The sequence below is a fragment of the Nitrosomonas ureae genome, assembly GCF_900108305.1.
Classification (GTDB): Bacteria; Pseudomonadota; Gammaproteobacteria; order Burkholderiales; family Nitrosomonadaceae; genus Nitrosomonas; species Nitrosomonas ureae_B.
In genome coordinates this window covers 1-25,341 of the sequence record NZ_FNUX01000012.1, presented here as the reverse complement: position 1 = coordinate 25,341, position 25,341 = coordinate 1, and the positions used below count along the sequence as shown (strand labels likewise).

29 protein-coding genes and 2 pseudogenes are annotated in these 25,341 nt (G+C 43.5%); 9 read left to right on the top strand and 22 right to left on the bottom strand.

Features of this window, described 5'->3' with window-relative positions:
* Nucleotides 1–14: 14 nt before the first annotated feature.
* The 7 genes and pseudogenes from C4S39_RS08195 to C4S39_RS16020 all read right to left on the bottom strand — a co-directional run bounded on the left by C4S39_RS08195 (nt 15) and on the right by C4S39_RS16020 (nt 4,015).
* Nucleotides 15–647, bottom strand: a complete 633-nt coding sequence (locus tag C4S39_RS08195) for an HIT family protein (protein ID WP_146059754.1) — start codon at nt 645–647, stop codon at nt 15–17.
* A 43-nt stretch (nt 648–690) separates the two neighbouring features.
* Nucleotides 691–1,656: a DNA adenine methylase gene (locus C4S39_RS08190; protein ID WP_103966540.1), complete on the bottom strand. Its 966-nt coding sequence runs from the start codon at nt 1,654–1,656 to the stop codon at nt 691–693.
* A gap of 517 nt (nt 1,657–2,173) precedes the next feature.
* Nucleotides 2,174–2,536 (bottom strand): annotated as a pseudogene (locus tag C4S39_RS08185) (IS1595 family transposase); the annotation flags it as partial.
* Entirely contained in the window at nt 2,512–2,685 is a 174-nt protein-coding gene (locus C4S39_RS15320) for a hypothetical protein (protein WP_181023793.1), read from the bottom strand. The pseudogene C4S39_RS08185 and the gene C4S39_RS15320, both read right to left, overlap by 25 nt.
* Nucleotides 2,669–3,508: an aminoglycoside phosphotransferase family protein gene (locus tag C4S39_RS08180; RefSeq protein ID WP_103966539.1), complete on the bottom strand. Its 840-nt coding sequence runs from the start codon at nt 3,506–3,508 to the stop codon at nt 2,669–2,671. The genes C4S39_RS15320 and C4S39_RS08180 overlap by 17 nt, the downstream gene beginning before the upstream one ends.
* Nucleotides 3,509–3,717: 209 nt before the next feature.
* Nucleotides 3,718–3,843: a hypothetical protein gene (locus C4S39_RS16025; protein ID WP_374953021.1), complete on the bottom strand. Its 126-nt coding sequence runs from the start codon at nt 3,841–3,843 to the stop codon at nt 3,718–3,720.
* Nucleotides 3,809–4,015 carry a hypothetical protein gene (locus tag C4S39_RS16020; RefSeq protein ID WP_374953020.1) on the bottom strand — a complete coding sequence of 69 codons (207 nt, stop codon included), beginning with the start codon at nt 4,013–4,015 and terminating at the stop codon, nt 3,809–3,811. Before C4S39_RS16020 ends, C4S39_RS16025 begins: the two co-directional genes overlap by 35 nt.
* A gap of 542 nt (nt 4,016–4,557) precedes the next feature.
* Between C4S39_RS16020 and C4S39_RS08170 the strand changes: the two genes are divergently transcribed.
* The 3 genes from C4S39_RS08170 (at nt 4,558) to C4S39_RS08160 (ending at nt 7,275) form a co-directional block, all read left to right on the top strand.
* A complete protein-coding gene (locus C4S39_RS08170) occupies nt 4,558–5,328 on the top strand; it encodes an MBL fold metallo-hydrolase (RefSeq protein ID WP_103966537.1) in 771 nt (256 codons plus the stop codon).
* A gap of 123 nt (nt 5,329–5,451) precedes the next feature.
* Nucleotides 5,452–6,432 carry a GlxA family transcriptional regulator gene (locus C4S39_RS08165; RefSeq protein ID WP_103966536.1) on the top strand — a complete coding sequence of 327 codons (981 nt, stop codon included), beginning with the start codon at nt 5,452–5,454 and terminating at the stop codon, nt 6,430–6,432.
* Between the two features lie 117 nt (nt 6,433–6,549).
* Nucleotides 6,550–7,275 carry a JmjC domain-containing protein gene (locus C4S39_RS08160; RefSeq protein ID WP_181023792.1) on the top strand — a complete coding sequence of 242 codons (726 nt, stop codon included), beginning with the start codon at nt 6,550–6,552 and terminating at the stop codon, nt 7,273–7,275.
* Between the two features lie 110 nt (nt 7,276–7,385).
* Here the strand turns inward: C4S39_RS08160 and C4S39_RS15315 are convergent, their stop codons facing one another.
* The gene (locus tag C4S39_RS15315) at nt 7,386–7,670 is read right to left on the bottom strand and encodes a hypothetical protein (RefSeq protein WP_181023791.1); all 285 of its coding nucleotides are present in this window, start codon (nt 7,668–7,670) and stop codon (nt 7,386–7,388) included.
* A 14-nt stretch (nt 7,671–7,684) separates the two neighbouring features.
* On the opposite strand from C4S39_RS15315, the gene C4S39_RS15310 reads away from it, so the two are divergent.
* Nucleotides 7,685–7,822 (top strand): hypothetical protein, encoded by a 138-nt coding sequence (locus C4S39_RS15310; protein ID WP_181023790.1) that lies wholly within the window; start codon nt 7,685–7,687, stop codon nt 7,820–7,822.
* A gap of 471 nt (nt 7,823–8,293) precedes the next feature.
* Here the strand turns inward: C4S39_RS15310 and C4S39_RS08150 are convergent, their stop codons facing one another.
* Nucleotides 8,294–9,688, bottom strand: coding sequence for a serine hydrolase (locus tag C4S39_RS08150; RefSeq protein ID WP_103966533.1), 1,395 nt, complete (start codon nt 9,686–9,688; stop codon nt 8,294–8,296).
* Nucleotides 9,689–10,470: 782 nt separating this feature from the next.
* On the opposite strand from C4S39_RS08150, the gene C4S39_RS16015 reads away from it, so the two are divergent.
* Nucleotides 10,471–10,545, top strand: coding sequence for a hypothetical protein (locus C4S39_RS16015; RefSeq protein ID WP_219817934.1), 75 nt, complete (start codon nt 10,471–10,473; stop codon nt 10,543–10,545).
* A 485-nt stretch (nt 10,546–11,030) separates the two neighbouring features.
* Here C4S39_RS16015 and C4S39_RS08145 read toward each other — a convergent pair whose 3' ends face one another.
* The 13 genes from C4S39_RS08145 to C4S39_RS08085 all read right to left on the bottom strand — a co-directional run bounded on the left by C4S39_RS08145 (nt 11,031) and on the right by C4S39_RS08085 (nt 21,926).
* A complete protein-coding gene (locus tag C4S39_RS08145) occupies nt 11,031–11,462 on the bottom strand; it encodes a transglycosylase SLT domain-containing protein (protein ID WP_103966532.1) in 432 nt (143 codons plus the stop codon).
* Nucleotides 11,463–11,490: 28 nt separating this feature from the next.
* Entirely contained in the window at nt 11,491–12,582 is a 1,092-nt protein-coding gene (gene trbL, locus C4S39_RS08140) for a P-type conjugative transfer protein TrbL (protein ID WP_103966531.1), read from the bottom strand.
* Nucleotides 12,583–12,609: 27 nt separating this feature from the next.
* Nucleotides 12,610–12,813 (bottom strand): hypothetical protein, encoded by a 204-nt coding sequence (locus C4S39_RS08135; RefSeq protein WP_103966530.1) that lies wholly within the window; start codon nt 12,811–12,813, stop codon nt 12,610–12,612.
* Between the two features lie 23 nt (nt 12,814–12,836).
* Nucleotides 12,837–13,637: a P-type conjugative transfer protein TrbJ gene (trbJ, locus tag C4S39_RS08130; protein ID WP_103966529.1), complete on the bottom strand. Its 801-nt coding sequence runs from the start codon at nt 13,635–13,637 to the stop codon at nt 12,837–12,839.
* 17 nt (nt 13,638–13,654) lie between these two features.
* On the bottom strand, nt 13,655–15,067 hold the full coding sequence (locus C4S39_RS08125) for a TrbI/VirB10 family protein (protein ID WP_103966528.1): 1,413 nt from the start codon (nt 15,065–15,067) through the stop codon (nt 13,655–13,657).
* 13 nt (nt 15,068–15,080) lie between these two features.
* On the bottom strand, nt 15,081–15,542 hold the full coding sequence (locus C4S39_RS08120; RefSeq protein WP_103966527.1) for a conjugal transfer protein TrbH: 462 nt from the start codon (nt 15,540–15,542) through the stop codon (nt 15,081–15,083).
* 2 nt (nt 15,543–15,544) lie between these two features.
* Entirely contained in the window at nt 15,545–16,453 is a 909-nt protein-coding gene (gene trbG / locus C4S39_RS08115) for a P-type conjugative transfer protein TrbG (protein WP_103966526.1), read from the bottom strand.
* Nucleotides 16,454–16,467: 14 nt separating this feature from the next.
* Complete coding sequence (locus tag C4S39_RS08110) at nt 16,468–17,232, bottom strand: VirB8/TrbF family protein (protein ID WP_103966525.1); 765 nt, start codon at nt 17,230–17,232, stop codon at nt 16,468–16,470.
* On the bottom strand, nt 17,229–19,766 hold the full coding sequence (locus C4S39_RS08105; protein ID WP_103966524.1) for a VirB4 family type IV secretion/conjugal transfer ATPase: 2,538 nt from the start codon (nt 19,764–19,766) through the stop codon (nt 17,229–17,231). The genes C4S39_RS08110 and C4S39_RS08105 overlap by 4 nt, the downstream gene beginning before the upstream one ends.
* Nucleotides 19,763–20,074 (bottom strand): conjugal transfer protein TrbD, encoded by a 312-nt coding sequence (locus tag C4S39_RS08100; RefSeq protein WP_103966523.1) that lies wholly within the window; start codon nt 20,072–20,074, stop codon nt 19,763–19,765. Before C4S39_RS08100 ends, C4S39_RS08105 begins: the two co-directional genes overlap by 4 nt.
* An 11-nt stretch (nt 20,075–20,085) precedes the next feature.
* A complete protein-coding gene (locus tag C4S39_RS08095; RefSeq protein ID WP_103966522.1) occupies nt 20,086–20,475 on the bottom strand; it encodes a TrbC/VirB2 family protein in 390 nt (129 codons plus the stop codon).
* 21 nt (nt 20,476–20,496) lie between these two features.
* Entirely contained in the window at nt 20,497–21,462 is a 966-nt protein-coding gene (gene trbB, locus C4S39_RS08090; RefSeq protein ID WP_103966521.1) for a P-type conjugative transfer ATPase TrbB, read from the bottom strand.
* A 98-nt stretch (nt 21,463–21,560) separates the two neighbouring features.
* A complete protein-coding gene (locus tag C4S39_RS08085) occupies nt 21,561–21,926 on the bottom strand; it encodes a helix-turn-helix domain-containing protein (protein ID WP_062558797.1) in 366 nt (121 codons plus the stop codon).
* A 525-nt stretch (nt 21,927–22,451) separates the two neighbouring features.
* On the opposite strand from C4S39_RS08085, the gene C4S39_RS08080 reads away from it, so the two are divergent.
* The 4 genes and pseudogenes from C4S39_RS08080 to C4S39_RS08065 form a co-directional block, all read left to right on the top strand.
* Nucleotides 22,452–23,507, top strand: coding sequence for a ParB/RepB/Spo0J family partition protein (locus C4S39_RS08080; protein ID WP_103966520.1), 1,056 nt, complete (start codon nt 22,452–22,454; stop codon nt 23,505–23,507).
* A gap of 72 nt (nt 23,508–23,579) precedes the next feature.
* On the top strand, nt 23,580–23,918 hold the full coding sequence (locus tag C4S39_RS08075) for a KfrB domain-containing protein (protein ID WP_258039356.1): 339 nt from the start codon (nt 23,580–23,582) through the stop codon (nt 23,916–23,918).
* Between the two features lie 100 nt (nt 23,919–24,018).
* The gene (locus C4S39_RS08070; protein ID WP_103966518.1) at nt 24,019–24,477 is read left to right on the top strand and encodes a putative phosphothreonine lyase domain-containing protein; all 459 of its coding nucleotides are present in this window, start codon (nt 24,019–24,021) and stop codon (nt 24,475–24,477) included.
* A 40-nt stretch (nt 24,478–24,517) separates the two neighbouring features.
* Nucleotides 24,518–25,239, top strand: a pseudogene (locus C4S39_RS08065) (type IIL restriction-modification enzyme MmeI); the annotation flags it as partial.
* Between the last annotated feature and the right edge of the window lie 102 nt (nt 25,240–25,341).

Sequence of the window (25,341 nt, the reverse complement as noted above, 5' to 3'; positions counted from 1 at the left end):
ATTTATTCCAGAAACTAGCTTAGGCCTTGCAGCTCTAGTGCTGTTCGTTGGGTTTTTTCAAGGAGGGGAAAATTCTTGTAGTCGCTAATAAGCTCATTTCCTGTTTTCCTTGCCAATATTTTTCTAAAGAATTGAGAAACTGGTCTATCAACTATGTGCAAATACCCATTAATTTTGCTAAGAGTTGGTGGTGTTTCACTATAAAAAAGGTAGTCTCGGCCACATGATTTATTGGTAATTTCACTTGCGATACATTTTTGCCACGGTAACCTAGTCTCTTTTAAATCTTCTAATAGAGATTCAACAAATGGGACGAAATGAAAATGAGCATGATCAACGCCGCATCCTGTTGGAGAGCCGCTATATGATGCACCATGCTCAAACATTACTGGCCGACCAAATTTTTCTTCAATATATTTATAAATTTTTAGTGCCAATCTTACAAATTCATCATCTTCGTACAGTTCTGACATGTCATATATATGTTTTCTTGGAACAATCATTACCCATCCATCTATAAAAGCCCCAATTGAAGGAATTACCATGTAATTGGGCGTTTCATGAATTGGTTTATCGACAATTCCGTTTATATGTCTGCTTTTTACGATTGAGCACAACCTGCATAAATCAGTTGTTGTACTTTTCATTTTTGAACTCACTAATAAAAAATGGTCAGTTAAGCTTAATAATTTACACTGGAATGAAATTATTTGTTTGATTCATAAATTTTGATGACTTAGCATCAAAATCTCTTATTGAAATTCCACTGTGATAATAGTTCGTATCAAACTTTGGCAAAGTTTTCAGGTTAGTTAATAGTAGCTCTCTTCCAATAAATGAATTCCCACCAATTGGATGGGTTGAGTATGTACTATCAATTATGCAGCCGTTAACTTGTTTTCCAGACAGATACATATCACGAATAATTTTTGAATCATCATACGATAAAACCCAAGGAATATCGCAAAAATTATGTAAATATTCATATAATGCAGCGTGTTCATTTTCATCAAATACATATCTATAAAGTCTATCCGCCTTGTTGTAGTAGGGGGGATCAAAATAAAGAAAACATGAGGAAGTAATGCTTTGACAGATAAAATTCCTCCAAGGTTTATTTTCAATAAAATTTACCCTATCTGCATAACTAGACAATTTTTCTATCCGTGCAGCCAATTTTTCTCGATTGAATCTACATCCAATTGTCCAGCGATCCTGTTTTCTTCCTCCAATAGGACCTGCATGCTTATGTAATAAACCAGAAAAAGAGGTTCTGTTGAGATAGAGGCATTGGAATGCCTGTTCTCTAAGTGTTTGAGGAGTTTTTGATTTTTGATAATCCCAGTATTCAAGTGTCAAAGGAGCGGTCATTACTTGCTCGCAAAGCCATTTGCTATCGGAGGTAGAAAAAACAGCTTTCCATAGAGATGCGATCATTGGATCTAAGTCATTTAGACTAATTGTTTCAACTGCATCAGCTTCCAGTAGGTTTAGAGAAATTGAAGCTCCACCACAGAATGGTTCAATAAATGTTTTCGGTTGCAGTTTGTTCAGCTTAAAAATAGACACGAGTATTTTAGCATGTCGGCCTTTTCCACCCGGGTATCTCAATAAACTGCCAGAAAGGGATCTAATTTTGAGAGATTCTGATGCCACGCTATTTCACCAATTTTCTATGCATTGAACAGTAACTATATAAAGTATCCAGTTTTTTTAACACAACCCATGCACGACTAGTGTTCAGAAAAGATCGCTCTGATTATGAATACATCAAGTCGAGCGCATCTGCATCCAACGACAAAGATGGTTTGTACCACAATAAATGCATGCGTTCACTATTCACTTGACCATAATCGCATCAGTTTATAGATGTTGAGCTTTTATTTAGCAATCGCACTGAAAACAAAAGCACTACAGTTGCACAACACACTTTCTATTACTAGAGCAGGTTATGCCGCACAAGATCAAGTATCCGTGCCCCATATAGCTTCTTGCTTTAACGATACAACAATCCAGAGCCACGCAATATTTTTATAAAATTCTATAAGAATCTTGTTTTAATCGGTTCTACACCAATTGCAAGAACAGTAGCACTAAATACCAGCTCATCGCATATTTAAAAAAATAGGGGCTGTAGTAGATTAGGTTAAATCTGGGTCCAAAGTTTGTGTATTTATAGTTGCTGTTTAGGTGTTCCATAATTAAATCTAAATTCACATTCTTTGAGAAACAGAGGAAATGATCCTTTAGGAATACCATTGTATTTTCTTAAGACGCATTTTGCCTGATTCCAAAAGTTTTCAATGCCGTTGATGTGATTCTTACCTTGAGCAAATAGCGTGGAATGATTGATCCGTTCATGGTAAAAATGATTCACGTCGAGAGCATTATAACTGCGGTAACAGTCTGTATAAACTATGCTGTCAGGTGCTATTTTTCTAGTAATGGGCGGCATCAACGTTTCTGTCTTGGTATCTCCAACAACCTTCGTATAGACCTTACCACCGCGTTTCAATATGCCAAACACAGCAACCTTATGGAGATTATCTCGTAGCGGAAGCCATCAGATGAAGTCGAAAGCAACAAGCGAGTATTAATGATAAATGTTCCATCAATTACCTTAGCATCGGTCGCGTTATCGTATGTGATAGGTTCAATGCGCAGTTCGTCAATGGAAGTCGTCATGATTATTTACTTCCCATAACAGGGCTTGCAGAGCGAGTTTAGCAATGGATAAATCCGAATTTGCGTTTTGGCGATCACCATCTTCCAAAAACCATGAAGCCGATAAGCCAGCATACGCCAATGTCCACTGCAATAAGCGCCGTCGTTCCAAATTAGCAGCTTGCGTAATCACGTGAGATTGGCGAATAAATCTGATGGGATCAGTGACCGTTGGCAATTCAGGATTGCACAGAAGATTCGCATAATCATAGCCGCGTTCACCGATTAAGCGCTTCGGGTCGATGGCAAGCCAACCGCGCGGACCAAAATCTAATACGTTTTCATGATGTATGTCGCCATGCAGCACTACAATGTCGCGCGGTGACGCCAACAGCTCGCGGGCGGCAGCTAGACTTTGGAGAAACAAACCACCTTCACGTTGTGCAGCCGATTCTAACGCTTCAAACCAAATATTTAACGGGATAAGCTCTGCCGGCGGCATAGATCGGGGTTGGTGTAATTTGGCAATGACATTGCAAGCGATGCAGCTCGCCTCATCATCCTGACCTTGGCACGCCATTTCCATGAGAGAATTTTTTCCTTGTGCCCGCTCCATCAGTAGTGCATCACCTGCGTAAGCATACACTCGCGCTGCGCCATCGCCATTCCACCATTGCATGACTAAACCGCCGAATTTTTCTTCGGCATCCAGGGCAATTTTCAGCATGGCAGGATTGCCATTTATGTGCCCATCCATACGCACGGGCAATAAATAGCTGCCGCGCGCGACAATGGGGTCGCCATCGGGAAGGAGATTCCATCGGCTTAAATAAGGTTCAAACATAAAATCATTTCAGCAGAGCTTATTATTTTTCTGAGCGTATGACACTTCTACCTTTTCGCATGGCGTGATTGGGTGCTTGTTAGTGCAAATAATCAACTTGTTTCAGATTTTCAGAAATAAACAACCTCCCTGGCAAGACCACGGGGTATTAGAAAAGCGCAAGCTGACGCAGTTCTTCTTTTGGCTTACCTTGGTTCTTTACATACCGCTCAACGACATTCCAATCCGCTCTTCCCCCTACAGTTGCGATAATAGCCATCCGTCCAAAACTCTCCATTCCACAGGTCTTCCGGCCTCTTCTTAAACAATTCTCGCGCTGTAATGCTCTTGAACACCCTTACAATCTGACCCGGTGCAATCTTCGGATGCGCTGTACAAAGTATATGACGTGGTCTTTGCGCAACCTATCTGCTCAAACTCAATGTCGTAGCGCTCTTCTATCTCTTTCGTAGTCATCATAATGATTCTTACAACCGCTTCGTCTAACAGCCCTCGTCTGTATTTCACAGGAAATACAATGTGATAATGTATCTACCACGTATAGTGGCTCGCCTTTTCTACGGCATCTCGCATCCCAGCATGCTAAAACCTAATTAGATTCCCGTGGCAAAACCACAGGGAATCACAAGATGAAAAAATGAAAATTCTCGTTATTATTTTAATGATTATTTGTGGCTTAATCGGCTGCGCGACATATGATACTTCTAATCAGTTGGAACAAAATGATAAATGTGCCTTAGCGGGAAGAGCATTCATGCACTCTTGCATGAGTAGGAGATAACTTTAATAAATTTCAGATAAATTAAAAACATAAGATATTGAACAGATTAATAGGTTATTCTGGAATCACTAGCAACAAAATAGAAGCTTGTCAGACTGCTAACCCTCTCCCTCCTAGATGTATATAAAATCTGAAGATTAAAGCAACCATTAGCGGTTTTATATTATATGGCCCAAAAGCTCTGATAAATGACCCTAGGGCCACTAATAATTTTTTATTAGCTTCCTCATAATGTCTTCTACACAAACCATTAGAGGAGCACCACAAAATGCAATTTACTCAAATCAGAAATGCCACACTTAAAATTAATTATGGTGGTAAGAAAATATTAATTGATCCTTGGCTAGCGGAAAAAGGAGCCTTACCTGGATTTGGCGGGACGATCAATGAGCACATTCGTAATCCAACGTCGGAATTACCTATGCCGATCGATGAGATAATTGATGTGGATGCGGTTATCTTAACGCATGATCATCCAGATCATTGGGATGATGCGGCTAAAAAGGCAATTCCTAAAGACATGTTGATTTTTACCCAACATGAAAAAGATGCAAAAGCCGTCAAATCCGCCGGATTTAACAATGTTCAAATACTAAATGAAGTCAACGATTATGAGGGTATTACGCTGATTAAAACCCTAGGACAACACGGCAGGCCGAAGGTAGTTGAAGACATGAAAGAATTGCTGGGCGAAGTGAGCGGTATCATTTTCAAACATCCAAATGAAAAAACATTTTATATCGCTGGAGATACGGTTTGGTGTACGGAAGTCGAACAAAGCTTGAAAAAATATCATCCTGATGTGGTTGTATTAAATAGTTGTGATGCACAAGTTATTGGTAATGAATCCATTATCATGGGCAAGGAAGATATTTATGAGGTCTACAAAGCCGCTCCTAATGCAACCATTATTGCAAGCCACATGGAAGCAGTGAATCATGCCACTTTAACCAGAAAAGAGCTGGGTGAATTTCTTAGAGTAAAGGAAATGACGCAACGAGTATTAGTACCACATGATGGTGAATCATATACATTCTGAGGCCAAAATAATGCATCTACCTTATTGATGCATTATTTTTTACATATATTGTCTGATTATTTACAAGCTTTCATCATAAATACTATTTGAACGGTAAAAAAGTTTAACCTGCGAGGTTTTAATATGGCTGTCCCATTAGTTGCGGTTGTCGCCTTTAATCATTTCAGCCCTTTTCACTTATCGGTACCATGTATTATTTTTGGTGAACTCCTACACGATCAAAAATTATTTGAACTGAAGATCTATGCAGAGGAATCGGGCCCGATACGTTCAAATGAGGGGCTGAGTGTTCAATCTTCACTTAGTGTAGAGGAATTGGCGAAAGCAGACATTATTATTGTTCCTTCTTGGCGAGATCCTGCTGAAAAGCCGAACCAGGCAATGCTGGATGCAATGATTAAGGCATATGCACGCGGTAGCCAGATTGTAGGGCTTTGTTTAGGCACTTATGTACTCGCGTATGCAGGGTTGTTGAAAAACCATAAGGCGGCTACGCATTGGGAGTTTGAACAGGATTTCATAAATCGTTTTCCTGATGTAAAACTCGACTGTAATGCATTATATGTTGATGATGATCGTTTGATTACTTCAGCGGGGACAGCAGCTGGGCTTGACTGTTGTCTATATCTAGTTCGTCAACATTACGGTAGTGCAATTGCTAATAAATTGGCTAGACGTATGGTGATTCCTCCTTATAGAGAAGGCGGTCAGGCACAATTTATTGAACGTCCTGTGCCTGTTTCAACACAAGATGCCAGAATCAATAGACTTCTAGATTATTTGAGAAATAATTTAAATAAAATACATGGTTTGGATGAACTTGCTCAATATAGCATGATGAGCCGACGAACCTTCACCCGACAATTTTACAAAGCAACGGGAATGTCAGTTGGAGATTGGCTATTAATTGAGCGTCTTCAGCGAAGCCAGGAATTGTTAGAATCTACCTCTTTAGCAATAGATACTATTGCAGAGCAAGTAGGATTTCAATCTACTGTTTCCCTGCGTCAACATTTCAAACATAGATTTAATGTAACTCCAAGTGAATGGCGAAAAACCTTTCAAGGTAAATATCCACGCTTAGCATCCGCCGAGATAGCCTAAGAATCTTTGTTCTTGTACTCGAAAATATTTTTGCCCGGGGATTTTGATCGCATTTTGAATGATCATATGTTGCACCGACCAGCTATAAGGATGGCTGGTGAAGGCAGGATACTGCCAATGAGTGCAATTTGCCGGAACATACCGTACGGAAAATTTTCTTTTGAAAATGTAGTAGATATCCAGAAAGTAAAACAATGGTATGAGCCTGGCTATACTGTTAATGTCCGGGGTGCACATTTTTTTCATCCAGGATTAGGGCAAACATGTGAAATACTTCGGCAAATGTTCAAATGTAATGTCAGAGCAAATCTATATCTGACGCCAAGTGAGAAATCGGGTCTTATCCCCCACTATGACGCCCATGACGTAATTATTATTCAAATCAGCGGTAAAAAACGTTGGGATTTCTACAGTAATAATTTCGCCAAACCAACAGAACGCCAACACTTTCAGTCATCTAAATTTGATGTCGGAATTTTGACTAAATCTCTCGAACTGAGTGCCGGAGATTTGTTGTATGTTCCACGAGGCACATCGCATTCTGCCCAAGCAATCGACGATAGTCTGCACGTTACCCTGGGGATCGAAGAGCCAACTATTCGTGATGTTGTCACAAATTTAATTGCTTGTATCGAAGAATATCCAGAAATACGTGATTCTTTAGAAGAATTATTCGAATCGGGAGACTTTATTGATCTCGATGATATCTCAAATGAAGTAATGCGTCGTATTCATCTTGCAATAAACATCGAAGAAATTGGAAGATCTATTGAGAGAGTAAGATTTAGGTCAAATCATGAGAATGGCGATAACTATGTTAGATTTGAAAGAAATAATAAATAAGAGTATTGCCGTATTTGAGTGTGTCGGTGATTGTAAGAGGATTGTTAAGTAGTCGGCTCTGAAAAAGTATCAAACAACCGTTATTCTGGGAAAGTCACCCGATAAAATGGTTACCTACCAAAATGGATGCCTCCGCAGATCTGATGGCCGGATCGACCTACAAGGATCGCTACGAGTATGCCAACCGGCTGATGGAAATCCTCGACAAGCACAGCAACTGGTCCAGTAGCGGCAAGACGGACTACTGCGAGATTTTCGAACACCATGGCTTGCGTGATTTTATCAATCCGGATTACTGCAGCTGATGATTGCAGTCGGAATCGGTTGGGGATATTCGTTGCGCGTCTGACAACGCAGTTTTCGTTGTCAGCGCGCGAGGTCTGTGTTTGGCGCATTTTTCAGATATCCAATGACAAGCCTTGTCACATCGTCGATGAAGGCATTCACCCGGTTTCCGTCAATCATTTCGTTGCGATTGATCGAGGCGCAAACCGGTGCCATCACTTATTATAAGTTACATAAAGACATGCAGTTGACTCTGTTTTAGCCCCAGATACCTCGCCCTAAGGGATGGGGTTCTTCATTTTAGAATTAGGTATTTGAGGCTTATTAAGAAAACAAAAACGTGGATTCACATTCGAAGTAAAGCTTTTAATGATTGCCAAGAATATTAGTGGCATACCGAAAGAATACCCGTCACCCGATTCTAAATCCACGTACATTCGTCACTCCTAAATTGGGTACAAAATTTACATTTATTGATCAGTCAGACAAATCGCTTCATAAATTGTTTTATTTCATAACAGAATCTTTAAAAGAATCTTCGGGTTCGTGTTTCTCACCAATATATTTCTCATCAACTAGATTGTAATAATTCTGGCGGTTTGGCTTAAATCCCTATCAGGAATGGTTTTTTGAGGCTATCCTAGTTTATTAGCTGTAGATATCCCTTTGCCAACTAAAAATGCAAGATTCTTATACTTTAACGCAAGACCATTGCAGCTACTTGGTTTGCGCACTATTCCCCAATTCGATGCAATTCTGCGCCCCCCCCATTTTGATAATGAGTAAAGCTTACTGCACGGCCTTTGTCGTTCAAATTAAAAATGATTTGAGTATCCACTGCTTTAGAAAAGAACTCTCGTTCTCCTTTCGGAAAAATTTCGACCTTTTCATAAGCGTTGGCCTGCACAAAGAGACGATCGCCTTCCCGTGTTACGGACAAAATATAGTTCGGTTTATAACGATATCGCCCGACATAGGCATCGTATAAATTGGTATCTATGGTGACTGCAATGTTCAGCTTAGGTGGAGGAGAAAGAGGTATTTTAGGATTGAGCAGGTGTTTCCCAATGTCCTCGACGCTAGCGGATGTGTTTGAAAGTACAACGACCCCCACTTTCTTTTTCATCAGGAAACCAATAAAAGAGGAATACCCAGCGGTAAGACCAGTGTGCCAAATTATTTCATCTTCGCCATCTTTCATAACAAGCCAGCCGAGTCCCATTTCGTTATTTCCCCCAATGGGCCTCCGTACTTCAAGCGTTGCAGCAAAAACAGAAGCAAGTGGTGATTCCTTTATGCCAAGCGACATCTCTAAGAAGGTCAGCAAATCGCTCGCCGTTGAACGTAAGGCCCCCGCACCAGCAAGTGCTTTTGAATCCCGATCTGTAACAGCTTCTAATGCCAAATTATGACCGATGGCAAGTCTTGCTTTCATTTTGGGAGAAAGAATAATAGCAGTATTCCTCATGCCTAAAGGCTCGAGAATGCGGTCTTGAATCAAGGTTTCATAATCAGTGCCATTGCGACGTTCAAGACCGTGGCCCAAAAGTCCATAACCGAGATTGGAGTATTCCCATTCCGTGCCTATATCGCGTGATAATTGATAGTTTGAAAGGAATTGGTAGAGCTGTTTAACGGAATAATCAGGATATGGATTGGCTGGATCTGCTGGTAAAAAATTATCGGGCATCCGTGGCAAGCCTGAGGTATGGGTTGCCAGTTCAACCAATGTGATTTCCTTGCCATTCCGTTTTGGGACTACGACTTCTTCAGGAAGATATTTTGCAATGGGATCATCAAGCTTGACCTCGGAGCGTTGCATCATATCGGCAAGCAGAAAACCTGTAAAAACTTTGGTTATAGAACCGATTTCAAAAACTGTATCTACATTTACGTGACGGAGATCGTCTGAACCTAAATGGCCATTAGCGACGATACGGCGCTCACCTGCTTTCACCAATCCCACAACGATACCCATGGATTGTTTACGGCTTTCGATCCGATCCAAAATGATTTGACGAATGTCCGAATCTGCGGGGAAAGAAAAGTCCGTTGAAGATTGTGCCGAAACTGTAACAGCTATTAAAAACACCCCTCCTAAAGAGAGAATAAGATTATTATTTAACATGTGATTAGGTAATTAGTTAATCAGATACCAACTTTTACTAAGGCACAATCATATCTTTTTTAAAATTTTCTTGGAATGATCTCAAGTTAGATATGGAGATGTATTAGGAAGTAGTGACTAATAGCACCGGGTCAATATTGATAGTAGAAAAAATTTCATGGTTTCACCTGTTGTGCTGTAATGGATCTGAATGATTGATAACTGCGAACTTTCGATTGCGTTCTGGCAAAATTATCGTTGAACTCAATCTTCACCCCCTTCTCGTTGATCTTTTCAAGGAATAGCGATAGGTCGCAATCTTCTTCGAGATAAACCCATTCCCCAAACTGGTAGGAATAACTTGAGAGATTTCCTTTTCAGTACCTAGATCGATTAGAAGCTGCCTTTTAACTTACGCCCAGCTGTGGTCGGGATCTGCTAAAAATTTATTTTCATTATTGATTCTCCTGTTCGGTTAGCCCCTTTCGGGGCCTTAGTGGTTACTCTGGTTTAACTTGCCCGGCTTTCATGAGTTTGTCAGCCGCGCTGAATATCTTCTGAGCTGATTTTTCTTGAACTTAACAGTTTCTTAACCAGTGTTGGATATACCCGCGCGTTTCCTCTTAACCCGGCAGGCCCAATAAAATGCACAATATGCACGCCACTGGCTCCGCTTCAACTTCCCGTATATATTGATGCATGTCGAAAACTTGGTTTCGACTGGTGCAACAGCAATTAATGGCACTGGCAATGGTTTGACGAATGTCATCACCGGAAATACAGCCGCCAACTAGTTAGCTGAGCTGGCAGGAAACGATACCCTGAATGGTGGCGATGGTAATGATATCCTTGATGGGGTACCGGAACCAACATTTTGACTGGTGGAACAGGCAATGATTTATTCAAGTTCTTACCGTAGGTCACATCGACTCGATCACAGATTTCAACATCGTAAATGACACTATCCAGCTTGAAAATGCAGTATTTACTGCGTTGACAACACCAGAAACTCTTGCGGCTGGTCAGTTTAAGGTAGGCACACAAGCGCAAGATAATAATGATTCGTCATTTACAACAATGTAACAGGAGCACTGCTATATGATGCGAATGGAAATGGCGCTGGTGCTGCAGTACAGATTGCTACACTCAGTGCCGGGCTGGCTATGACAAATGCAGATATTGTAGTGATATAGCCGATTAGCCAGAGAGTAATACTATTCAGTACCCGCGACGTCCTGTTAAAAAACGATCCTTATAAAAACCATACCTTGCTGCTGGAGAAAATAACATCTCCCAATGATCTTACCAGGGTAGATCATGCACTGAAGAAACGGGATCAGTTTTTTTAATTTTATTTACTATGTTATTTGACCGAAGGGAACCGATCTTCCAACCAGTCTGCCCATTTAACCGCTTTGACAATCAGATCAGCGCGATACTTTGCATTATATTTTGGCGTACGCGAATGATAATTGGCCGCTTTTGTCCAGATGTCGCCTTGATCATTTTTGATATGTGACCGCACACGCCATGCGGCCAGATCATAGGCATAACAACCCGAATTTGCTACATGATCAGGTGTGATGCCATATTTGGATAAATCTTGAAGATATGCGGTATTAAATTGCATCGAGCCAACATCGTGCGTACCGTTACTGTTACGCACCCATTGGCCCGGTTTGCCGCCTTCTTTCTCGGCTATCGCCAGCAAGATATTGGCGGGTATCTCATATTTGACGGCAGCAGTGATTGAGCACACCACTCTTTCTTGCAGATCCGGTGACAAATCCATCATCGATCGAATCGCTTAAATACCTTATTCATTATTTACCCCCTCCTTGCGAAATATTGTTCATACCTGACGATTCCTGAGCCTGGCCTTTTTCTATGGCATTACGCAAAGCATCCGTTCCTGCACTCCTTGCTGCTGTCAGCCGACTTGCTGCCAGTGTGCCGCCAAAAGACGTAACGGCTGCTGCCGTACCTGCCGCTGCCATAAAACCACCGGCGCCATAACTGCCAATTCCGACAGTCGAACCTATGCTACTACCCGTTATAATGCCAGCCAGCAACAGCGGCAATCTTGAAATCAATACAAAAAATGCAATCGTAAAAATTAGCATAACCGCCAGCTCTTCATAATTCAGAACGTTTTTACCCATTTTGGCGTAAAAACTGGATAACAGGTCACTACCGATACCAACAATCAGAAGCATTATAAATAGCTGGATACCAACACCCAGAACTGTTTTAAAGTAGTTGATGGCGATATCGGATGTCCAGCGTGCGCCGCCAAAGCCTAAAAAGAAGATTCCTGCATACATGAGTACCCAAGATGAAATTAACAAAAGCAGCATGTTCACTGCAATTACCGCTAAAACAATGAGAACTATCAACGATATGATGACAGCAATCAGGCTATCGACCGGTTGCAGTAATGTAAGATTACTCGTTGCCTGGTTCCAGATTAAAACACCTATATCCATAATACTGGAATGACTGGCACCACTTGGTAGGCCAGCAGCAGTACCGCCTAACTGCTGCATCGAGGCAATAATGGTACCCGCAATATTGTGTCCAGACACTGCATTAGTCAACAACCAGAAGTAAAACCCGGTGAAGATAATAAAACGGGTAAACTCAGCAAAGAAATCCCCGATATCGGCTTTCCGCAATAGCATCATTCCAAATGTCCACACCATGGAAATCAGCACCATCGTCCAGAACAAGCGCTCAGCAGCACCTTGAATGACCGTTTGCCAAGATTTGGCTTTTCCTAAAAACTTCTGAATTACCTGATCTAATACACTTTGATTCGTAGCTGGATCAATGTAAGCAAGCTCTGCAAATACAACAGATGAGAAACTTAACAATACAATAAAAACAAGGAAAATTACGCCTGGATTCTTAAGCATCTTGCTATTCCCAAAATATGTAATTAGCTACTCAGCACCATCCATTTGTTTCTTAAATTTATCAGGATCAGAAATATCCATTTCAAGCCAGTTCTTTCTTTCCGGCATTTCACTTAATTCTTTCTTAGGCTCCTTCAACTCAAGCTTGCCATCGCCATCCTTATAACACCCTGACAACAGTAACAAAGACAATGAACAAATAACTGCAATACTCGAATGACCTTTTTTCATCGGTATCTCCTTTAGTTAGTGTTTCAAAAGGCATCTCTTACAGACCAGTTTCTACCAGCTGGCAATATTTCAGGACTCAATCGCTTGGTTGCCGCCTCACGCGCAGCCTGTTGCATGGCCTTTTGATCTACCTCGGCCTGACTTTGCGTATTGGCGGCATTATGCTGCGCAATCAGCATCTGACGCATTTGCAACAACTGGTTTGCCTGGTACGCGGCCAACTGGTTGGCATATTGCAACGCTTCCATTTGTCCCTGGGCCGACTCGGTTCTTTGTTGTAAGACTTGCAGGTGAGCAGCATCCACTGGAATCTGATTCTGATGTTCACTTAAACCCCGTAGGAGCGAATCATTGGCATTTTTTTGTGCGTCCGTGCTGGTATTTTGTCCTTCCTTCAGGAGCTTCCAGGCACCTTCATTGCATTTTTCCTGCAAACTAAAACAGGGAGAACTGCGATAATATTCAACATTGCGAAATCGTTGCATATAACCATCCAGTCCGCCATACTGCTGTTCATAATAGCGTATGGTATTGGTCAAATTGATGAGCTTATTCATCGCATACTCCACTTTCGCCCAGACATAAGCAGGGGGCGCCACGGTATTTCGGATCATGTTCTCATATTGCTGCAATTGCGTCTGATACTGCTCTATTTGCTTTTGGGTCTGCTCTATCGCTTCAAGCGCGGTAATTGTGGTTTGTTTGATATTTGCCACATCAATGACAGCCATTCCACCTGCTTTGATAACCGGTGAATAACCGGTATTACCCAACACGAGCAGTATCATGATCAATCGGGTGGTTAGATTTTTACTGTTTGTCATGTTTGAACCTCCTGTCATTAATAATCAAATGATTGGTATGGTTTGGAAAACTTCATGTCTTTGGTCACAATGATGTTAAAGCGATATCCCGGCCTGATCTCTAGCGTGGGCGATATATTCAGGTTCTTACGAATGAGATTGGCTGTCACCAACCCCAATTGCTGACCGAGCGATTGGCTCATGATGCTGCCAGCATTTTGTCGTCCGAACGCACCGCCTGCATCACGCTGACTGTACGCGGCACCAGCCACAATCGCCGACATGATCAGGGCTGAACCAAAGATACGCAGGTAATGGTTATTGACCAGATCCTTAAACCCAGCATAACCCACCCCGTCAGCACCCGGCATAGCACCGATATCCATGGTTTTACCATCCGGAAAGATAATGCGCTGCCAGGCAACCAGCACACGCGCCTGACCGAATTCCACTTCGCTGGAATACGTACCCACCAATCTGGATCCTTGTGGAATCAAACGCCATTTTCCTATCGGGGAATCATAAATATGCTGGCTCACCTGTGCCATGATCTGCCCCGGCAGACTCGAATTAATACCGGATATCAAGGCTGCCGGTATCACAAACCCGGCTTGCAGTACGTAAGGCGATGCAGGTTTCTGGACTTCGTTATTCAATTTCCAGCGTGCTTCTCCTTCTACCGAATCAAAGCGCGAATAATCCTTATCCCGTGTACCAGTCTCGTCATTCAGCAATCGAGGGGTGCCATCATCCATGAATTCATCATCCCTACGTGCTCCCAATCCTCCCGCCACACCCGTCGTTCCCCCATCCTGCCGCAACTGCGCCAGGCGCGCATGATACGCAGCCGTAGGATCTTCGCGCAGATTTGCATCAATCTGTTGACGCACCGATGCTAATTTTGCCAACATTTCCTCGCGTGTTTTGGGCGCGCCGACATTGGTTAAGTCCGGCGAGGATCCGGTACTTCTGGGTGCAATCACATTGACATTGGTTTTGGCCTTGATCGCTTCTTCCAGTTGCTGGCGTTTCAGCATCCTAATATGAGCAATATCAGCGTGAAGCGATGGATCGGTAGTATCCATAGAGGGCGGCAAAGGCGGCCGATCCAGATCTGATGGCCGTTCAATAATAATTCCCTGCGCAGATAGCTTTGCAGAGGATTCAGGAATTACAGGCTGAATTTTAGGTTCGATAATGCCGCCGATATAGTCTTTGGCAATCAGTGAGGCAAAGGAATTGCTCGACTGAGTGTCATGATTGCCATCCAAATCGTATTGACCGCGCTCAGCTGCGCGATTCATGGCGACGATCATCATGAGCAGCATAAAAATCAACATAATCCCGCCAAAGATAATAATCGGAAGGTTATTGACGCGCCGCACCCCAACGCTTTTGGCAACTACATCCGGGGATGAATCGGGCGACAGGAGTTTAGAATTGGTTGACATCACCCTTATCCCCTTATTCTTTTCTGACCCAAAGACCGGCAGGATGGATACTGTCGGCCTGTACCGCGAATGCACGCGATAAGCGCATATCGTCAATCATGAGTTTGACATGATACAAATCACCTGATTGGTCAATGATGTAACTCAAGATCAAGCCTTTTTGCGGTTCAGTATCAGGTTGATTCGGCACAGCAAAGATTTGTTGCTGAATTGATTGCTGAATCGCTTCCTGAACCGCGAACCCTTCAAGACGCAGGTTTTCGATCAAGGCATGACCAAACGGATCATTAACCACGTGGCGCAAATTAAACTGCGTATTGGCCGCCGGATACAGCCGCACTATTTGGATTGTCACGTCATCAGCCATGACTTTGCTGGTTACGATTGACGGATTTTGAATAAAATTACCATACGGTTGCGAAGCACAACCGCCCAGGAGCAATAACAAAATGATAATTAAAATATTGGATCTCATGATCAATTTCCCCTCGTAATCGTCACCCTGCTTTGATTGCCACCAACACCGGCAATCAAAATAGCCTTGTCAAACACGGTATCTACGATATAGCGATCACCCTGCAAACGGTAATTCACCATAACCGTTTCATCATCGCTAAAAATGCCGCCCTCCTTAGTTAAAAGTAACAAAGTCGGTGCTTCTGTCTGTGCCATGATGGCAGGCATTTGTATGATGGTTTTTTGACCATCGTTATAGACACGCAGCGGCTTCCAAGCAGCATCGCCAGACACTGCATACGCAAAATCCAGATTACCCAGATATTCTCCGGTTTCAGAAATGGTGCGCGATTTCCTGATTCCCATCGCATGACTTTCTTTATCTCTAATCGCATCCCATTTAATCAGCGCATCTTCCGGATAAGTAAAACTCACTCTCGGCATAAAATCGCGCCGATGAGAACGCAGACGCATGTGATACGTGCGCCGGTTGGTCGTCACCACCAGGGATGTTTCAAGTCCCACATCCAATGGTTTAACAATCAAATGTTGCACCTCAGAAGATCCCTGACCGGTCACTGCCGGTTCTATCAGCCAACGCGCCTGATCGCCTAGGTGGATGGAATTCACCTGCTCACCCGGCTGCAATTCGATATCGCAGACTTGCAATACCGCACAAACGATGCTGGGTTGCTGAGAGCCAAACAGAAAACGGATGGAGCCATCCGGCCCTGCAACCGGCTTTGTACTGGCGGGATTGACTGCCTGCCATTTCTTGGCGAGATCAATAGCCGCGCGTTCCTGCAGAGTGAGTTGTGGGTTCTTATCGGTGAAATACGCTTCTGACAATCCATTGGCATAGCTTGGGACAACGAATCCGATGGACAAAATCAATGTGCTCAGGATACTTAAAGCGAATAACGGTTTCATGATGAGTGACCCCTTTATGTTTGTTTCGACCAGGAGAAATCCTGAATATAAATACCCAGCGGGTTATTTCTGATCTGCTCTTCCGTCGTGCTTTGTGTGGTCGGCTTGTTATAGATCCTGAGCAAAGCACGCATCTTGAAAGGCGGCTCGGTTAAATGCCCTTGCCGGTCATAGACTTTTTCCAGCCAATCGACCTGCCAGGTCTCCGGCGATTGGGGAATCACCGATATGATTTCAACATTGACGGTTTGTGTTTCAGCGCGCTTGAAAGGACTGCTTGCCTCACCACTACTGAACCATTCATTGGCTTTTGCCGTGGCGGGATCGTTATTGGATAGCATGGCATACGCACGAAAGATAGCGCGACGTTGCAAGGCGATATCGGGGGTCACCATGCGCAAATCATTGATGAATGCGGCAACTGATGCATGCACAACGCGCTGATCGGCTACCGCAGCGATATCTGCGCGCGAAACCGCGATGGCTTCGCCCAGTTTATTGACCTGTACCACATAGGGGATAAATTTGGACTGACTGCCGATTGCAATCACACCCCCCACTCCTGCCAGCGCAATCAATAAACAAAGCAATGCTAGCATTTGCCACATAGTGCGCGAAGCAATTACTTCCCGCATATGATCATTCCAAGTACGCCTTGCTGACAGATAGGGATTTTCATTTTCACCGCAGCGGCGACCGCCTTCCATCACACCGTCATTGATACGCATAGTCTCACCCGCACCCGGTTTTATCTTGAATAGTTCGTTGATCATATTCATGCAGCCACTCCATAATCAGATAACGTTAACCCTTTGATCGCCAGCCATTCGTGAACCCAACGGTCGCCATATTTGTCACACAGGTTTTTAATCGTGGCGATTGATTCCTTATCCGTAGATCCTATAAGCGCAAGAGCCAATGGCCCAAGCGCCAAGTCGTAGAGCCGCCTGCCATTCTCGGACACCGTGTAATATTGCTGTTTGGGAATTGCAGAAGCTAAGATCTCAATCTGACGAGTATTCAATCCCATGCGCCGATAGAGTGCCGATGCTTCCTCATCGCGCGCAAATACGTTGGGTAGAAATATCTTGGTGGCGGTGGATTCAACAATCACATCAAGAATACCGCTGTTGGCCGCATCCGACAGGCTTTGTGTTGCCATCAACACCAGGCAATTGTTTTTACGCATGACCTTGAGCCATTCACGGATCTTTGCGCGAAACACCGGGTGCCCCAGCATCAGCCAGGCTTCATCCAGAATGATGGCGGAAGGTTGCCCGTGCAGGCTGCGCTCAATACGGCGAAACAGATACAGCAAGGTGGGCAGTGCGTATTTATCACCGAGATTCATTAATTCCTCGATCTCGAACGTGGTGAAGGTTGAAAGATTCAATCCATCGGCTTCAGCATCGAGTAAGTGCCCCATCATGCCGTCAATGGTGTATTGCCGAAGACACTCACGTATGGATTCATCTTGGATCGTCACTGACAAATCCGATAAGGTTTTTGAGCCGCTTTGATGCATGTTAGTAATGGCCTGGCTGATTTCGTTACGCTGTAACGGGGTGACCGTGATGCCGTTGAGTTCTACCATCAAACAAATCCACTCCAGCGTCCAGGCACGATCACCTTTGGTCTGTAAAAACTGTAATGGACAAAAAGATAACGATTCATCATCGCCTGCTACCGTAAAATGCTGGCCACCCACGGCTTTTGTGAGTGGATACATCGATAGCCCCTTGTCAAAGCAATAAATCGACATGCCGGGGTAACGTCTCAATTGCGCGGCAATCAACGCCAAGTGCGTGGATTTACCTGCACCGGTCGGTCCGAACATAAAAGTGTGGCCCAGATCGCGTACATGCAAGTTCAGCCGGAAGGGCGTAGCACCTTGTGTGACACAGTGCATCAGCGGCGGTGAATTGGGTGGATACATCGGACAGGGTGCTATGGGTTTGCCTGTCCAAATAGTATTGACCGGCAACAAATCGGCCAGATTCATCGTATTGATGAGGGGTCTGCGCACATTCTCGACACCGTGACCGGGCAGACTTCCCAGATACGCATCCATCGTGTTGATGGTTTCCACCCGTGCAGCAAAGCCCAGATGATTGATGGCTTTCTCTACCTTTCGCCCGGCTTCTTCCAATGCTGCCCGGTCTTCCATCATCAGCACCACCACGCTGGTATAGTACCCTTGCCCGACAAAACCGCTGTTGGTCTCTGCAATGGCTGACTGCGCATCTTCAGTCATATTCAGCGCGTCTTCATCGATGTTGCTGCTTTGCAGATTAAACACCTGGTCAAAGAATCCACGAATCTTTTGTTTCCAGCGTCTGCGGAATTTTTCCAGATGATTGACTGCTTCATGCGTATCCATAAAGATAAATCGTGATGACCAGCGATACACACCCGGCAATTCAGAGAGCAGATTTAACATACCGGGTGAGGATTCGAGCGGAAAACCCTCAATCGAGACCACCTGAACAAAATTGCGGCCAATCTTAGGTACGACCCCGCCCCACATTTCCTGACCACCGAGCAAGGTATCCAAATACATCGGATTGGCCGGTAACACCATTGGATGATCCAGGCCGGTCACGCATAATTGCAGCCACTGCAAGAAATCATCATGGGTGATGGTGGTATTGTCTTCATTCACCAGTTTGCGGCTTTTTAAGCGCGAAAAATGAAATACGCTGGATAATCGGGATTCAAAGTTGGCACATTCGCGCTGAAAATATTCCAGCAAGCCTTGTGTTCTGGCTTTTTGATCCGGTGCTTGGGCTTCATCGTCAAACATCAGTTCAACGAACTTGCGCTGCGCCAGCATTGGCGGTAAGTACGTCAGTGATACGATAAAACAGCTTTCATACATTGTGCCGATACGCTCGAACAGATTGCGCCGCTCAGCATCGATGGCAGCGGTCACCGGATCGGGATAATTGGAAAGCGCTTTGTCTGAATAACCTTGTGCGGATTTTCTGATGGCGTCGACATGAATCATCCAGCCATTGCCTAAGCGAGATAAAGCCTGGTTAATGCGGAATGACACGCGCTCACGCTCGATCTCGGTACTACTGGCCGTATCATCGCCGCAGAATACCCAGGCAGCCATCAATGAACCGTTTTTGCCGACAATCACGCCGTCTTCCACCACCGCCGCATACACCAGCAGATCGGCAAAACCCATCACTTTGGATCGATGTTGATCCAGTCTTAATTCTTTACCTGCATCACGGATACGGATAAACAGTATCAAGAGCAGCGCAGCTCCAGAGGATGCAATAAGAATTGTGATGGCGGCAATCATAGATGCTGTTTTTCCTGTGTGAGCGTATTGTCATAAAAAGGAGTGCTTCGCGCCGGATAATATGTTTCGTATCGAATCTGACGTAAATACACATGACGTAGTTGTGGATCATTTTTAGCCATCAATCGCAGTGCAAACAGTGCAGAAATCCACAGTGCTATGCCGAAGAGCGTAGCCTTGATTTCCATCGCTACAAAGATGGATGTGGCTGCAATCAGGATAGAGAACATAACCAGTTCCCGGTCGCCACCCATGAACAAGTTGGGACGGTTTCCCGATTGGCGGATAGGTATGGTTCGAAGCGCCATGAGTTTGCCACCTATTCCTGTGAATTGAGGATTGTTTCCTGGTCTTGGGGTCTTTCACCCGGAATAACCGCACCCTGAAACAAATTGGTCATGATGTTGTTGGCACCTACGAGTAATGCCATAACCAGCACAATAAAAATTAATGTGCGAAAAAATGCATTGAGTTCACCACCAAAGATCAGAATGCCGCCTGCAACGACAATGCCGACGATAGATAGGGTAAAAGCAACCGGGCCGGTGACGGAGTTTCTGAGATTAACCAACCAGGTTTCATAGGGAAGCGCGCCACCCGCGCCTACAGCCGCTTGTGCGTTATCGGTTGAAAACAAAAGCGCAAACAAAAAAGCGATTGAGAAGAAACAAAAGAATGGAGAGATATCCTTGATATGAATCAGTTTCATAGACTGGCTCCTATGGATGATTTACAACTTTTTGATCTGGTAACTTCCTCTTTTAAAACCTTGCACTTCGATAATCTGCTGGATTTTTCTGCCGTGGGGTGCGCGCGTGATATGTACCACCATATCAACCGCCTCCGCGATTAATGACATGATCTCTTTAGGTGCTGAAGGATTGCGTGAAATCAGGGATTCCAGGCGGGTTAGTCCTGATAGCGCATCATTGGCGTGCAAAGTTGCAGCTCCTCCCTCATGACCGGTGTTCCAAGCATCGAGCAAATCCAGTGCTTCAGGGCCTCTCACTTCACCGACCAGAATGCGATCCGGGCGCATACGCAAGGTTGTTTTGAGCAATTGCGTCATATCGACATCGAGTGTGGTGTGATACTGAACAAAATTCCGGGCAGCGCATTGGATCTCACCGGTATCCTCCAGGATGAAGATGCGCTCATCCGGGTCACTCAAAACCATTTCATTGATAATGGCGTTGATCAATGTTGTTTTACCGGATCCAGTGCCACCAATGACTAGAATGTTGCGGTGCTTGCGCACAGCCTCTTTAATGACATCTCCATGTCTGGGCGACAACACACCGGTTTCCACATACTGCTCAAGCGTAAAGATCTTAATGGCTTTTTTACGAATGGCAAAAGTCGGGGATGAAACAATGGGAGGTAGTTGACCGGCAAAGCGTGAGTTATCGAGTGGAAATTCTCCCTCGATCATTGGATTGAATCGATTGACTTCCTTGCCGTGGAAACCTGCAACCGTTTTGATGACGGCTTCAACCTGGGCAGCCTGAATATTTCCGATATGTTGGATCTTTTGACCCAGTCTCTCTTGCCAGATACGGCCATCGGCGTTGACCATGATTTCAACCGTCTCAGGATCTTGCAGTGCGGACAGTATTTCCCGTGCATCGCGCTCCAGCTTGCTCTTTGCACGATCTTTAACGGTTGTGATGTGAGGTAATTGATCTTGCAGTGTCATGCGAGTACTCCAACAACTTGCACAAGACATTACAATATAACGTAATTACATTTTACGCAATACTTTTTTTACTGCTTTTTTATTACTTTCTATTTTGCTTACTTTTTATTTTTTAATAAGAACGCTCTGTTCTTTTTATCCCACTGTTCGACTTGATACGCCTCATATTCGCTCAGAACGCCACCTTTCCAGACAAAGCCTTTAGGCAAATGCTTCAACTTTCGATTGGTTAATGCTTCAAGATCGGCCGTGCTCATATCCGAACTATCCAATAGCATTGGCAGTGGGGTCTCGAGTGCTTCTGCGACCGCTTCTATAATTCTGAGTGATGGATTGGCTTTATCATTGGTCAGATCGGTAAAAAAAGAGATGGAGACACCCGCCTTCTCTGCCAATTCTGATTTGGTCATATCCTTTTCATCAAGGATACGCAAAATATTTGTGATTAAGATTAAATTGTACATATAATAGCCCTGCCATATTTAGGGTTTAAGCAGCTTAACTAATCAGCACCATTGTTTTGCAGCAGTTTTGCTGCTATTTTAATCCAAAATAAAAATACAAATTTATTAATTCAATGGAGGGCCAAATAATAATTCGTTATATACATAGTTTATGGATAATTATTAATAATAGGATTAAAATAGAATTCAAATCAATAATTGCTTACATCATTGATTTGTATAAATATAATAAATATTGATAGTTACCTTAGAATGTTATGGATAGAGGGTAGATGAGTAACTAATAGAAAATCTTGAGAATCTGAAAACGTAAGCCGTTTTCTGATACGAGGATCAAGCATTCAATAATAAACTGATCAAGAAGAACAAAAACACCGAAGTGCAAAGATAATTTTTTGCGCGTTTTTATTTATTGATAATTGCATCCATAGTTTCTATCTCGCTAATCATAAATGGTTAGAATTGTTTAATCTAAATAAATATTTTTACCCGGTATAACGAGCGCAAGTTAGGCCCACGATAAAAATGACAGGAAGAAAAAAGGAAAATAAAAAAGGGCTCGTTGCGCCTATCGGCGCGACAGAAATTGACATCACGCTGATCAGCGAAGATATCCATCAACCCAGGAAGGAATTTAATCAGGAAACGTTATGGGAATTAACGGAAACGGTTAAATTACGCGGAGTAAAATCACCCATATCGGTTCGCCCCAATCCGGATAAACCGGGAACCTACATTATTAATCATGGGTCAAGACGCTATCGCGCCAGCATTCATGCCGGGTTAACAAAGATTCCGGCATTCATTGATACCGATTACAGTGAAGCTGATCAGGTAATCGAGAATCTGCAAAGAGATGACTTAACTTCCAGAGAGATTGCTGACTTCATTGGGCGGCAACTGGCAGGCGGTAAAACCAAATCTGAAATTGCCAGGCTCATTGGCAAAACCAATCCTTATATCACCATGCATGCCACACTCCTTGATCTGCCTGATCCACTCGCAGATGTGTACCGGACAGGCCGTTGCACTGATGTCACTGCACTCTATGATTTAACAAGGCTGTATAAAGCTAACACAGAAGAAGTAATCACATGGCTGGCACTCAGTACACAGGAAGAAATATCACGATTGGACGTATACCAATTCAGTAAATTCTTAAAGCTTAAAAAAACGCCCCCGTCTAATTCTGCGGATGATCAAGCATCCAATGCTGAAGGCAAATCGAATACCACTTCAGCTAATAACATCGATCAAAAACAAACCACACCGAATTCATTGCTGGACTCTATTTACAATTTGATTAAAAAAGACAAACGCAAGCCACAGGATTTAATGCGTGATCTATCTAACGATAATAAAGAGTTACTAAAGACCAAGATTAGTGATTATTTTGAGCAAGGCAGAAATTGCCCAAATATCGTTCAGTTCACCATAAAAGCGTTGCAAGATGGCAGCTTCTCAGCCAAGGGCAGCGGCGCACTGCAGTTGATCGCCTTTCTGCATGGCATAGAAAGAGCTGAGCCTTTTGATCTTATGAAAATACTGGATGAAATTGCCGGACAACAGGAAGCGGGATAATTTAGACTTGCTATCAATCCTACTAACAACTAATTTGAAATGACGACACCCGCAAAGCTACGAATGATTGTAATGAATGGCCAAAAGATTCTACAAACTCAAAATAATAATGAATGGGAGACGGTTGGCACTATCAAGAAGGTTGATGAGGGTATCAAGCCAGGTGTCTACAATATTTATTTAACTAAAACACCAGTTGATAAAAAACAATATGAGGGGCAAATTATTCATATTGATAAAGAAAATGCTGTTTTTTATCAGCAGGTCAACAAAGATTATATTGTGCATCAATTAAATGCTGTTGAAGGCAAACCAGTTGCTGGGAAAGATGTAGCCATTATGTATGATGGGGAGAAGGCCACGTTGATCTCGATAGATACGCTTAAGAATAAAAGAACATTGAAAATTTGATTTGTCTGGCATAAGTTATGCGTACAAAAGTTACCACTTGCAGCGTCCATCTCGTTCAGCCTATAAATAAATTACCGCCAATAAACTGCTGCATGCAAAAATGACAAATAAGAAACTATATGGCGCAAAGAAAGATTCTGAACCAGATGTCGTGCAGTCTGCTGAAGGAGGCAATCCTAGTGAAGTCACTCACGCGGCATTTATCGTTGCACACTACAGAGGAAATATTCCTCAGGCAGAGGCAATACGATTAGGCAAATGGCTGTTCTTTGTTGCTGAAAAATACATTGACGATACATGGCGCAATGTAAAGAAAGCTGTTGAAGACGGGAAACTATGGAAACAAGCCAAAGTATCCACTGCTTGGCGAAGCAAAGGCAAGGTTTATGTCATTTGTGTTTACACTTACGATTGTGAAGATGAGAGTGATGTTATGAAAATAAGAGCTCATCTGCGTGAAATGGGTTTCAAAAGAGCTGCGTCATATAAAAGCGATGAACAAACCATTGCTGGTATCTATTCTGACCTATCGGCAGGTCTTGCTCTGTATAAAGCCTAACCTTTATCAAAAGCCATAAGAAATCGGACAAGGCGGTGCTTTGAACGCTGTAGAGATTGAAGAAGCAATATCCACAAACTGGCAGAGCAGCCATTTGTTCCGGCGGAATTTCCCTACGCTTTTTTGGAGGCATTTGGAAATAAAGCAACCACAATCAATCGCCTAAGAAGTGGCAACACGAATAAAACCGATATAGCAGGTGCAGTCCTCCAGTACAACAACATACATATTTCAGCCTGCCCAACTGGTGAAGTACTGAAAACGCTGGAGAGGCTCAAAAACAGCCCAGCAACCAGCCGCCAGAAAACCAAGTTTATCCTCGCTACCGATGGTGAAGAGTTTCAAGCAGAAGACATCATCAGCGGTGAAACCATAGTTTGCGCATACAAAGATTTTCCAGATCATTTCGGCTTCTTTCTGCCACTCGCTGGAATTTCGACCGTCAAGCAAATTAGTGAAAATGCTTTTGATATCAGAGCGACCAGCCGCCTCAATCGTCTTTATGTGGAACTACTGAAAGATAACCCGGAATGGGGGAGTACACACCGCCGTCATGACATGAATCATTTCATGGCGCGGCTTGTATTCTGCTTCTTCGCCGAAGATACGGATATTTTCATTGGCAACGGCCTGTTCACCGACACCATAGCTCAAATGAGCGCGAAGGATTCCTCAAATACGCACGAAATCATTAGCGAAATCTTCCGTGCCATGAATACGAAAAAAGAAGACCGGATAGCGGCAGAATTGCCTCGTTGGGCTGAAGTGTTGTTGCTGCTAACTGAAAACTGACCACCTGTGCTAATTGAAATTTGACTAGGTGAAATAGTGGTATAGCGTACTATACCACTGTGGATAAGTCGA

Bases quoted from the DNA above. Each gene is read 5' to 3' on its own strand.
- C4S39_RS08080 (WP_103966520.1), top strand. From the start codon at position 22,452: ATGACAGGAAGAAAAAAGGAAAATAAAAAAGGGCTCGTTGCGCCTATC.
- trbJ (WP_103966529.1), bottom strand. From the start codon at position 13,637: ATGACAAACAGTAAAAATCTAACCACCCGATTGATCATGATACTGCTC.
- trbG (WP_103966526.1), bottom strand. From the start codon at position 16,453: ATGAAACCGTTATTCGCTTTAAGTATCCTGAGCACATTGATTTTGTCC.
- C4S39_RS08135 (WP_103966530.1), bottom strand. From the start codon at position 12,813: ATGAAAAAAGGTCATTCGAGTATTGCAGTTATTTGTTCATTGTCTTTG.
- C4S39_RS08085 (WP_062558797.1), bottom strand. From the start codon at position 21,926: ATGTACAATTTAATCTTAATCACAAATATTTTGCGTATCCTTGATGAA.
- C4S39_RS08195 (WP_146059754.1), bottom strand. From the start codon at position 647: ATGAAAAGTACAACAACTGATTTATGCAGGTTGTGCTCAATCGTAAAA.
- trbL (WP_103966531.1), bottom strand. From the start codon at position 12,582: ATGCTTAAGAATCCAGGCGTAATTTTCCTTGTTTTTATTGTATTGTTA.
- C4S39_RS08075 (WP_258039356.1), top strand. From the start codon at position 23,580: ATGAATGGCCAAAAGATTCTACAAACTCAAAATAATAATGAATGGGAG.
- C4S39_RS08070 (WP_103966518.1), top strand. From the start codon at position 24,019: ATGACAAATAAGAAACTATATGGCGCAAAGAAAGATTCTGAACCAGAT.
- C4S39_RS08110 (WP_103966525.1), bottom strand. From the start codon at position 17,232: ATGAATATGATCAACGAACTATTCAAGATAAAACCGGGTGCGGGTGAG.
- C4S39_RS08160 (WP_181023792.1), top strand. From the start codon at position 6,550: ATGAGTGCAATTTGCCGGAACATACCGTACGGAAAATTTTCTTTTGAA.
- C4S39_RS15310 (WP_181023790.1), top strand. From the start codon at position 7,685: ATGACAAGCCTTGTCACATCGTCGATGAAGGCATTCACCCGGTTTCCG.
- C4S39_RS08125 (WP_103966528.1), bottom strand. From the start codon at position 15,067: ATGTCAACCAATTCTAAACTCCTGTCGCCCGATTCATCCCCGGATGTA.
- C4S39_RS08145 (WP_103966532.1), bottom strand. From the start codon at position 11,462: ATGATGGATTTGTCACCGGATCTGCAAGAAAGAGTGGTGTGCTCAATC.
- C4S39_RS08095 (WP_103966522.1), bottom strand. From the start codon at position 20,475: ATGAAACTGATTCATATCAAGGATATCTCTCCATTCTTTTGTTTCTTC.
- C4S39_RS15315 (WP_181023791.1), bottom strand. From the start codon at position 7,670: ATGCGCCAAACACAGACCTCGCGCGCTGACAACGAAAACTGCGTTGTC.
- C4S39_RS08150 (WP_103966533.1), bottom strand. From the start codon at position 9,688: ATGTTAAATAATAATCTTATTCTCTCTTTAGGAGGGGTGTTTTTAATA.
- C4S39_RS08170 (WP_103966537.1), top strand. From the start codon at position 4,558: ATGCAATTTACTCAAATCAGAAATGCCACACTTAAAATTAATTATGGT.
- trbB (WP_103966521.1), bottom strand. From the start codon at position 21,462: ATGACACTGCAAGATCAATTACCTCACATCACAACCGTTAAAGATCGT.
- C4S39_RS08180 (WP_103966539.1), bottom strand. From the start codon at position 3,508: ATGTTTGAACCTTATTTAAGCCGATGGAATCTCCTTCCCGATGGCGAC.
- C4S39_RS08120 (WP_103966527.1), bottom strand. From the start codon at position 15,542: ATGAGATCCAATATTTTAATTATCATTTTGTTATTGCTCCTGGGCGGT.
- C4S39_RS08105 (WP_103966524.1), bottom strand. From the start codon at position 19,766: ATGATTGCCGCCATCACAATTCTTATTGCATCCTCTGGAGCTGCGCTG.
- C4S39_RS08165 (WP_103966536.1), top strand. From the start codon at position 5,452: ATGGCTGTCCCATTAGTTGCGGTTGTCGCCTTTAATCATTTCAGCCCT.
- C4S39_RS08100 (WP_103966523.1), bottom strand. From the start codon at position 20,074: ATGGCGCTTCGAACCATACCTATCCGCCAATCGGGAAACCGTCCCAAC.
- C4S39_RS15320 (WP_181023793.1), bottom strand. From the start codon at position 2,685: ATGACGACTTCCATTGACGAACTGCGCATTGAACCTATCACATACGAT.